The following is a 9,499-nucleotide window of genomic DNA, read 5'->3' on the forward strand; positions in this document are numbered from 1 at the left end:
CAAGTGCAGCACAAAGCCGGAGTATGCGGGCTCATCTTCCGGCAGCCTGCTCCCTAGCCTATAAATTGATCGGGCTGCTTTATTAGCAGATTCCAGTAGGCAATATGTATATGATACGTGGACTCTTTACAAGCAAATTACCCAATTACATGGTATTTCTGTGGAGCTAGCTAATTCCATTCCTTTTCTCCAATAAAAAAAATGAATTCGGTAAACTACCGAATTCATTCATAGAAACATACTACAATAAGAGATAGTCGTTTATTTATTAATTTGTTGCAGGCTCCATGTTTTTGTTTTCCTGCTGTTCTATTTGTCTTACAGCTTCATCGCTTGTATCAACACGTTTAACGAACAGGGCAAGCACCAGGGCAGCAATATTAACAAATAGTGTTACATAAAATGAATATTGAATACCCGCTAATAAGGCCTGCTGCGTTATGAGAGCTGTTGAAGCTTCTGTCATGCTTGCTGGATCAACACCAGTCATTAAGCTTTGGGCTTCTGTTTTTGTAACGGAGTTCATAATTGTAACCAATACGGCTGTACCGATTGAACCGGACACTTGCTGAGCAGTGTTATTAACCGCTGTACCATGCGGGTTTAAGTATGTTGGCAGCTGGTTTAAGCCGTTTGTTGTAATGGGCATCATCACCATAGACATCCCTAACATACGCAGGGTATAAACTAATATGATATAAGAGTAACTGGAGTCAATTTGCAAGTGTGCCAGCATGTAAGTTGAAGCTGCTGTAATGACAAGTCCAGTTAACGCAAGAATGCGGGGACCAAATTTATCAAATAGTTTACCTGTGATAGGCATCATAATTCCCATAATAATCGCACCAGGAAGCATCATTAAACCTGAATCAAGTGGCGATATGCCCCTTACGTTTTGTACATACGCCGGTGTTAAAATCATGCCAGAGAACATAGCCACTGCATTGACAATCGCAATAACAGAACCCAGCGCAAACATAGGGTGCTTATAAACACGTAAATCCAACAACGGTTCTTTCATTTTTAATTGACGGACAACAAAAGCGATCAACGCAACTGCTCCTGCGATCAAAGTTGTTAAAACAATTGAATCTGTCCAGCCATCAGAGCTTGCAGAACTGAAACCATACAGCAATCCGCCAAACCCGATCGAAGAGAGAATAACGGAAAAGTAATCAAGCGTTGCGCCTTTATTTTGATCCATTACATTCTCAAGCTTCCAAATTGCTAATAATAAGCTAATAACTGCTAGCGGTAAAATCATTTCAAAAAGCAAACGCCAGTCATAATACTCTACAATAAAGCCTGACAATGTTGGCCCAATTGCCGGAGCTGTAATCATGACTAATCCGAAAACACCCATCGCTGTACCGCGTTTTTCACGCGGGAAACTAACAAGCATAATGTTCATTAACAAAGGTCCCATTACGGAAGAACCCGCTGCTTGAATCATACGCCCGGCAAGCAGTACACCAAAGTTTGGTGCAAAAGCTGATAAAGCAGTACCCAAAGTAAAAATGGCCATCGATGTAATAAATAAGCTGCGGTTCGAAAAGCGTGTTAATAAAAAGGCTGATGCCGGAATTAACACACCGCTGACAAGCATATAGCCTGTTGAAAGCCACTGTACAGTGGAATAATCTTTAATATTTAAATCTGCCATGATAGATGGCAGTGCAACATTTAATAAAGAGTTATTTAAAAAAGAAACAAATGCTCCCACAAATAAAATAGCAATCATTAAATATGGTGGTTTTTTTTGTTGTAACGCTGAATCCATATATCGTATCTCCTTCATTTTTTTAAACTTACTTGCTTCAAATACTTTTATCCTCATATTCTTTTTTCTATATAAGTTGAATGAAACTTCTACATCCGTCGCTTACGATAATGTAAGAGTTCTTTTTAGAAAAGCAGCGTAATGGGCTGCTGCGGTTTCCAGCGGGGCGAATACTGGACCAAATAGCAGAAACAGATTTCTTTAATTCATTTCTTTTTGAAATCCTTTTTTTAACAGCTGTATTTGCAAAAGATAATTTTGTAAAGATTCCTCATCAGATAGCTCTTTAACGAACGATTGAACCAGATTATGAAAGGTTACGGCCGTCATGATTTTTAGGATATGACGCAGCTCCTGCTCATCTTTAATGTTTAAATTTGTTGTGTTAATTAATTGGATTATCCTAGAATACTCATTTTTCTGGCTCTCTTCGTACATGCTGTTGGCCAAGGTATTTTCTTTTTTATAATTCATATTTAAAAAAGTATTTTTAAAAAAGTTTTTATACTCCGGATTCCTATGGGCTTTCATCATAAAAGAAAAAGAATCAATAAATGCCTCAAACAAGTCGCCTTCCTTCTCTTTTAAAGCAGCAGTAAATCTTTCATTATTTTTTTCAGCAAGTTCATTTAACAAGTAATAATATAGATCCTCTTTGTCATGAAAGTATTGATAAAAACTCCCTCTGGGAATTCCTGCACTTTTAATAATGTTCGCAATCGATGCTTCATGTAATGGTACTCTGGAAAATTCTTTTTTGGCAGATTCTATTAAGGTTTCCTGTTTATCTTTTGACAAGTGAAAAAACGTTTTTTTAGGCATATTTCCTCTCCTATCCATTCAAGTGACATGGTGTCACAACTAATGATAAACCTATTATATGTGACACGATGTCATATGTCAATAAGAAAAGTGACAATGTGTCATGTTGGGTTTTTATTTAGATCGTATTAATTGGCGAGTTAGCCAAAATCGGTTTAAAAAAGAAGAAATCGGAACCCTGCTTCCAGGTAGAGATCTCATTTTTTATTGTTAGGTATTTAAAAAGCACAAGCTGTGATGCACGTTTGATAGAGAAAAAAGCGGGTAATACAGTCAATGTACCACCGAAAATTCTAAATTACTGAGGAGGAACTTATAATGGCTAACAACAATAACGATAAAATGAGTCGTGAAGAAGCAGGTCGCAAAGGCGGAGAAGCTACAGCAAAGAACCATGACAAGGAATTCTATCAGGAAATCGGAAAAAAAGGTGGGGAAGCTGCTGCTGAGAACCATGATAAAGAATTTTATCAAGAAATCGGCGAAAAAGGCGGAGAAGCCCGCGGCAACCAGCGGAATAACGATTGATTTAAAAACTCTCCATTAGGCCATTCAATAAAAAGTGCTAGTTATTGAAAAATAAGCTAAATGAGAAAATAGCGAACGGAATCTCCAATGGTGGACACTTAAAAAAAGCGTCCCCATTTGGGGATTTTTTATTTCTAAATTTTTTTATTTCTAAAATATGGTATAAATCATTGATAACTGGTCGGACGTTAAAGCAGAATTATTTTAAATGAAAAATATGTAGACGCGATGGCGATGGAGAAAATGTTAGAAAGAAAAACGGCCAATAAACAACGACCGTTTTTCTTCTTGCTTATTATTTTTGAATTCAATCGCCTTTAAAAATCCATTTAGGAACTGCCTTAATGTAAAATAATTCTCCAACTAATTCAATTAAGGTTTGGGTAACAATTACAGCTGCAGCGAGTGTTGCCCACGATCCTGGCAAAGCTAGTGCCAGAGGCAGAACTACAAGAGAGTTTCTTGTTCCAGTACTGAAAATTAAAGCCCTTCCTGCTCCCTTTTCTAATCGAAATAGATAGGCGATAAAACGAGATACAAATGGTGTGATGATTAAAAACAAGATATATATTGGAATTACACCTAAAATTATATCGAAATCGCTCTGTACTTTGACAATTTGTGAGGCTACTACCACAATTAACACTAAAGCCATAAGCGGAACAGGCAGCCATGTTGTTATATTTAAAACCTTTACTCCAGTTACACTCTTGTCAGCCCATAATTGAGTAACAACAGCGAAAGCCAGCGGCAAAATGATCAGGGTTAAAAAAGCTTCTAAGAATGGTTCTACTTGTACCACTCCAGCTACTTCCTCGCCTATAAACAACCATAAATAAAGCGGAAGTAATACCATTTGTGCTACAAACAAAATAGGGGTAGCCGCTAATATTAACTTCTCGTTTCCTTTACCAAGTTGAGTAAAAACAATAACATAATCAATACATGGAGTAAGCAAAACCAAACAAACGCCCAGCAATACTGGCGGAGATTGAGGAAATATGACTATTAAGATCCATACGATCATAGGCACAGCTATAAAGTTCCCTATGAGTAAAGCCAGCGTAAATCGAAAATCGGAAATGGCCTCACGCAGTTTTAGAAAAGGAATTTGTGCAAACATTCCGTACATAAGAATGGCTATTAACGGCGAAATAGCCGAATCCAGGCTTTGTCCTGCATCTTTTTTTATGATCCCTATGATGGCACCAACTACAAGAGAAATCCCATATAACCAAATTTGATGCTTTTCTAATTTTTCTATCGTAATATTCATATCCTTTTCATCCTTCTTTTCCACTTACCCTTCTTTAAAGATAGGCTCGATCTCCTTCAAGTAACCTTAGTGTTTTTTATCACTTAGTTTAATACTATCCCAAAGGAAAAAGCAGTTTCTTCAATTCTCCTTTGGCTCACCTAATGATAAATCCACTTGTGATCGACAGCAGCATCCACCTACTGTTTATGAAGAAAGCCGAGAGAGTTCTCTCGGCTTTGTTTTTATTCTTATTCGCCTGTTTTCGCAAAACGTTCGATGCGTTCACCAATCTCGTTACGTACGCGCTGGAAAACAGCCCATTTTTCTTCTTCTGTTCCTTTTGCTTTTGCTGGGTCATCAAAGCCCCAGTGCTCACGGCGTACCGATGGAGGCGTAATCGGACATTTATCTGCTGCATCACCACAAAGAGTTACAGCTAATGTCGCATTGTTTAAAATTTCTGGATCAATGATATCTGATGTTTGATTGGAAATATCAATTCCTGCTTCATTCATGGCTTTTACTGCATTCGGGTTTAATCCATGTGCTTCAATACCAGCACTTTTGACGATCCACTCATCACCTAGAATTTTTTTTGCCCACCCTTCTGCCATCTGGCTTCGGCAAGAGTTTCCTGTACATAAGAAATAAATTGTTTTTTGGGACATAATAATGCTCTCCTTTTGGATTCAATTGAATCAATTAATGAATTAGCAGTAACCACAAATATAAACCGATCAGCGTGATAAACAGGGTTGGGATGGTTAAGATGATGCCTGTTTTAAAATACGTGCCCCATGAAATTTTCACACCTTTTTGGCTTAAAACATGAAGCCACAACAAGGTCGCAAGTGATCCGATTGGTGTAATCTTTGGACCTAAATCCGACCCAACGACGTTCGCATAAATTAAAGCTTCGCGGATCATGGGGGATGTCGCGGTATCGGAAATGGCCAGCGCGTTAATCATGACCGTTGGCATATTGTTCATGATCGACGATAGGATAGCGGCGATAAAGCCCATACCGATTGTGGCCGCAAACAAACCCTGTTCCGCTGTTGCCTGAATCACATCTGCAAGCACCGAGGTTAATCCGGCATTACGCAGTCCATATACCACGACATACATGCCAATGGAGAAAAACACAATCGCCCACGGCGCCCCTTTGATGACGGTTTTCGTATGAACAGCCGGGCTTCTTCTGGCCATAGCCAGGAAAAATACTGCCACAATGCTGGCAATAATAGAAACAGGAACATGCAGGAATTCACTGACGAAATAACCCATCAGTAGGATTCCAAGTACAAGCCACGACAACCGAAACATTTTATGGTCTTTAATTGCTTCGCCAGGCGCTTTTAACATGGACATGTCATACTGTTTTGGAATGCTTTTGCGGAAGTAAATATATAACACGCTGATACTGGCCACCAATGAAAAGAAATTCGGCACAACCATCCGGGACGCATACGCTGCAAAACCAATGTTAAAATAATCGGCTGAGACGATATTCACCAGGTTGCTGACAACTAGCGGCAGTGCAGTTGTATCAGCGATAAATCCACTGGCAATAATAAAAGGAAACACCATCTTTTCTTCAAACTTCAGGTTACGGACCATCGCGAGAACAATCGGCGTTAAAATAAGGGCCGCTCCATCGTTCGCAAAGAAAGCAGCAACTAACGCGCCCAGTATAGATACAAATACAAACATTCTGACGCCATTTCCTTTGGCCATACGGGCCATATGTAGAGCCGACCATTCAAAGAAACCAATTTCATCAAGGATAAGAGAAATAATAATGATGGCAATAAACGCCAGTGTGGCATTCCAAACAATCGATGTGACATCGATGACGTCACCGAAGTCGACAACCCCTGCCAGTAAAGCAGCCATGGCACCTGCACAGGCTGACCAGCCAATCGATAGCCCTTTCGGCTGCCAGATAACAAAGATGAGTGTGACGAGAAAAATGATTGATGCGGCAATAACAGAAAACAAAACTCTTACTCCTTTCTAGTCACAGGAAATACGCAGTCCCTGTGCTTCTAGTTGGGCCAGCCGTTCTTTTTGATCTGGAAGATGCTTTAATAAATCTTCCACCAAAAAAGCGCAGTCATGATCCCGATTAAAGGAATAGAAAACCCACTGCCTTTTCCGACTTTCTTTTACCAAACCAATATCTTTTAACTTGCGCAGATGCTGGCTGATCGCTGGCTGGCTCATGTTAAAAAGCTCTACAAACTCACATACACAAAAATCCTGCGATTGAAGCATTTTCATCATCGTAAGGCGCGTTTTATCACCAAGCAGCTTCATGATTTGTGATACTTCCTGCAAATCAAGCTTTGTATTGACATTCATGTGTAATTTCCCCCATTCCGGCATTAGTATATAATGATGCACTTATATAAGTAAATGGTTTTACCAAAAAAACTTTTTATTTCTTGCAAAATCCTTTTCTTTCCCGGATTGTCTCAATGCCAACAAAGGACAATATTTTAATAAATGTATTGTAGTTATAGGCAGCGCTCATCTGGCTATTAACACATTGCTGATTCTCGCTCTGTTGTGGAGTTAGCTCCTGCCGAGACAGGCGTCTGCCGTACAGCCATGCCTTTAATCATTAAAAATTCATGCTTTTAAGCCGATCATGAAAACGCAGGGGAAATGACCATGCAAGAGCGGATGTTAGACACCATGATGATCGGTACAGGACATACCGATTACTTTTATGCCTCATAATTTTCTTGTGTAAAGAGACCCTAATAATGATGGAGGCTGTGCAACCCTCATATTTTTATAATCCTGACTTAATAAACACGCTTGAAGGGAGAATTATCCATGAAACTTTATCAAATAAGAAAAGGGCAGCTTGTGTATTATAACAATGAGCTGCATCGGATATATGGGGTTAAACAGATGTATAAACAATCCGTTCACGCTATCCGACTGAGGGATTTAACACAGGTATTAACGACGGCAGCAAGTGTAGAAAAATACAAACCAAAGGAGCATGACAGCTTTGTCTTCAACCGTCATGTTTATACGCTTAGCAAAAGGATTGCTGAGGAAGGCGATCATGTTTTAATACATAATCCGAAGCCTGATTCCTTGGACACATACTCGTTGAATGAAATCGATGTGGTGGAATCGTCAGATAAAAATGGGATCACTACAAATAATTCCCATGGGCTCAAGCATTACGAATATCTTGTAATGGAACCTGGCCGTGCTAATAGCAGCAACCCTATCGATTATCAGAACATGGAAAGTGTAGATGCGGAGAACTTAGATGACAGCGCGCTCGGTCCTGTCATTACGATCAGCAATGAGCAGCTGCCAAGGGTTGGAAGCATTTATCGAAAAAAATTCGACGATGAGTTATGGGAAGCGATGGTTATCGCAATCAAAGGTCAAACGATATATCTTGGAGGCGGTTTAGAAGTTCCACTGAATGAGTTATCGGACTCAGGTAAATGGGAAGTTGTTTATCACCTCCTCGATATGTGATTAATCTCATATCCTGAGATGAAGGCCTGCTAACTACTAGGAGGTTTCTATGGGCAGTAAAAAACAAACTGGTAATACTGTTTTTATTATTTCTTTACTCATCACGCTGATCTTTATTATTTGGGGCGTTTTTTTTAAAGACAGTCTCACTGATGTAACGAATATCATCTATACTGGGGCAATTGACTACTTTGGATGGGTTTATCTTGGTGCGACCCTATTCTTTGTTGTCTTCTCCATCTATATACTCTTCTCTAAATACGGCAGTATCCGTCTTGGTAAAAAAACAGACAAGCCGGATTTTAACACCGGTTCCTGGCTTGCTATGCTGTTTGGAGCTGGAATGGGAGTTGGGATTGTTTACTGGAGTGTTGCCGAGCCAGTAACCCATTATACAACTCCTCCTACGGGGGAAGGATTTACAGCTGAAGCAGCCAATACCGCAATGAAATATACATTCTTCCACTGGGGTTTGGATCCATGGGCAATCTACACTGTAATTGGGCTGGCACTTGCCTTTTTCCAATACAACAAAAAGCTTCCGGCAGCGATTAGTTCTGCATTCTATCCTGTATTGGGGGAGCGAATTTATGGACCAATCGGAAAAACGATTGATATCCTATCAATTTTCGCTACAGTCTTCGGTATCGCAACATCTTTAGGCCTCGGTGCCATGCAGATAACAGCCGGAATGTACCACTTATTCGGAATTCCCAATGAATTATTCGTGCAGCTGATTGTTATTGCTGTTGCAACGGTCATTTTTATCATTTCAATTAATTCAGGGTTAGATAAAGGGATCCAATACTTGTCTAATGGCGCTATGATCCTATCTTTTTTGATTATGCTACTGGTTTTGATGGTCGGTCCTACCTTGACTATTGTTAAAGTCTTTTTTAATACAACGGGTCTTTATCTTAGTGATTTTCTGCATCTAAGCCTAAGACTCACACCATTTAGTGAGGGAGAGGGATGGATTGCCTCCTGGACATTATTCTACTGGGCATGGTGGATCGCCTGGGCACCATTCGTCGGTATGTTTATCGCACGCGTTTCAAGAGGACGCACCGTCAGGGAGTTTGTTATTGGCGTATTGATTGTTCCAACTCTTGGAACATGCTTATGGATGTCTATTTTTGGCGGCTCTGCACTGGATCTTGTGCAAAGAAACAATGACCTGGCAATATCCATCACAAATAACGTAGATTTGTCTATCTTTACATTTTTTGACCAGCTTCCATTAGGTTCTATATTAAGCGTCATTGGTTTTACTGTTGTAGCTATTTACTATATAACCGTTGCCGATACGGCAACCTTTGTGTTAGGAATGCTAAGTGAAGGCGGCACACTGAACCCTTCCAATAAAATCAAAGTAACATGGGGCATCATTCAATCTGCTGTAGCAGCTGTATTGCTTTTCGCTGGCGGACTAAACGTCCTGCAATCAGCTTCTCTCGCGGCCGCTCTCCCATTTGCTATTATCTTGATTTTCATGTCTTTCTCTCTGCTCAAGGGTTTAAAGAGCGAGTATGACACACAGAATAGCCGTAAGTGAAATCGCGTTCGCTCTTAAAAGGTAAAATGAAAAAATCTTCCCG

General features: G+C 39.8%; 8 protein-coding genes and 1 pseudogene. 3 read left to right on the plus strand and 6 right to left on the minus strand.

Annotation, left to right across the window (positions count from 1 at the left end):
• Positions 1 to 268: 268 nt before the first annotated feature.
• Together VP97_RS18610 and VP97_RS18615 are read right to left on the minus strand one after the other, a co-directional pair.
• Positions 269 to 1,780 (minus strand): MDR family MFS transporter, encoded by a 1,512-nt coding sequence (locus VP97_RS18610; RefSeq protein ID WP_050183631.1) that lies wholly within the window; start codon positions 1,778 to 1,780, stop codon positions 269 to 271.
• Positions 1,781 to 1,981: 201 nt separating this feature from the next.
• Positions 1,982 to 2,602 carry a TetR/AcrR family transcriptional regulator gene (locus VP97_RS18615; protein WP_050183633.1) on the minus strand — a complete coding sequence of 207 codons (621 nt, stop codon included), beginning with the start codon at positions 2,600 to 2,602 and terminating at the stop codon, positions 1,982 to 1,984.
• A gap of 318 nt (positions 2,603 to 2,920) precedes the next feature.
• Here VP97_RS18615 and VP97_RS18620 point away from each other — a divergent pair.
• Positions 2,921 to 3,127, plus strand: a pseudogene (locus tag VP97_RS18620) (KGG domain-containing protein); the annotation flags it as partial.
• Positions 3,128 to 3,437: 310 nt separating this feature from the next.
• On the opposite strand, the gene VP97_RS18625 reads toward VP97_RS18620, so the two are convergent.
• The 4 genes from VP97_RS18625 to VP97_RS18640 all read right to left on the minus strand — a co-directional run bounded on the left by VP97_RS18625 (position 3,438) and on the right by VP97_RS18640 (position 6,752).
• On the minus strand, positions 3,438 to 4,406 hold the full coding sequence (locus VP97_RS18625; protein ID WP_050183647.1) for an arsenic resistance protein: 969 nt from the start codon (positions 4,404 to 4,406) through the stop codon (positions 3,438 to 3,440).
• A gap of 230 nt (positions 4,407 to 4,636) precedes the next feature.
• Complete coding sequence (gene arsC / locus VP97_RS18630) at positions 4,637 to 5,056, minus strand: arsenate reductase (thioredoxin) (protein ID WP_050183637.1); 420 nt, start codon at positions 5,054 to 5,056, stop codon at positions 4,637 to 4,639.
• A gap of 34 nt (positions 5,057 to 5,090) precedes the next feature.
• Positions 5,091 to 6,389: an arsenic transporter gene (locus tag VP97_RS18635; RefSeq protein ID WP_050183638.1), complete on the minus strand. Its 1,299-nt coding sequence runs from the start codon at positions 6,387 to 6,389 to the stop codon at positions 5,091 to 5,093.
• 15 nt (positions 6,390 to 6,404) lie between these two features.
• Positions 6,405 to 6,752 carry an ArsR/SmtB family transcription factor gene (locus VP97_RS18640; protein WP_050183640.1) on the minus strand — a complete coding sequence of 116 codons (348 nt, stop codon included), beginning with the start codon at positions 6,750 to 6,752 and terminating at the stop codon, positions 6,405 to 6,407.
• Between the two features lie 480 nt (positions 6,753 to 7,232).
• On the opposite strand from VP97_RS18640, the gene VP97_RS18645 reads away from it, so the two are divergent.
• Positions 7,233 to 7,901 carry a hypothetical protein gene (locus tag VP97_RS18645; RefSeq protein WP_050183642.1) on the plus strand — a complete coding sequence of 223 codons (669 nt, stop codon included), beginning with the start codon at positions 7,233 to 7,235 and terminating at the stop codon, positions 7,899 to 7,901.
• A gap of 49 nt (positions 7,902 to 7,950) precedes the next feature.
• Positions 7,951 to 9,456 (plus strand): BCCT family transporter, encoded by a 1,506-nt coding sequence (locus tag VP97_RS18650; RefSeq protein ID WP_050183644.1) that lies wholly within the window; start codon positions 7,951 to 7,953, stop codon positions 9,454 to 9,456.
• The last annotated feature ends 43 nt before the right edge of the window (positions 9,457 to 9,499 follow it).

The sequence above is a fragment of the Domibacillus robiginosus genome (assembly GCF_000966195.1).
GTDB classification, from domain to species: domain Bacteria; phylum Bacillota; class Bacilli; order Bacillales; family Domibacillaceae; genus Domibacillus; species Domibacillus robiginosus.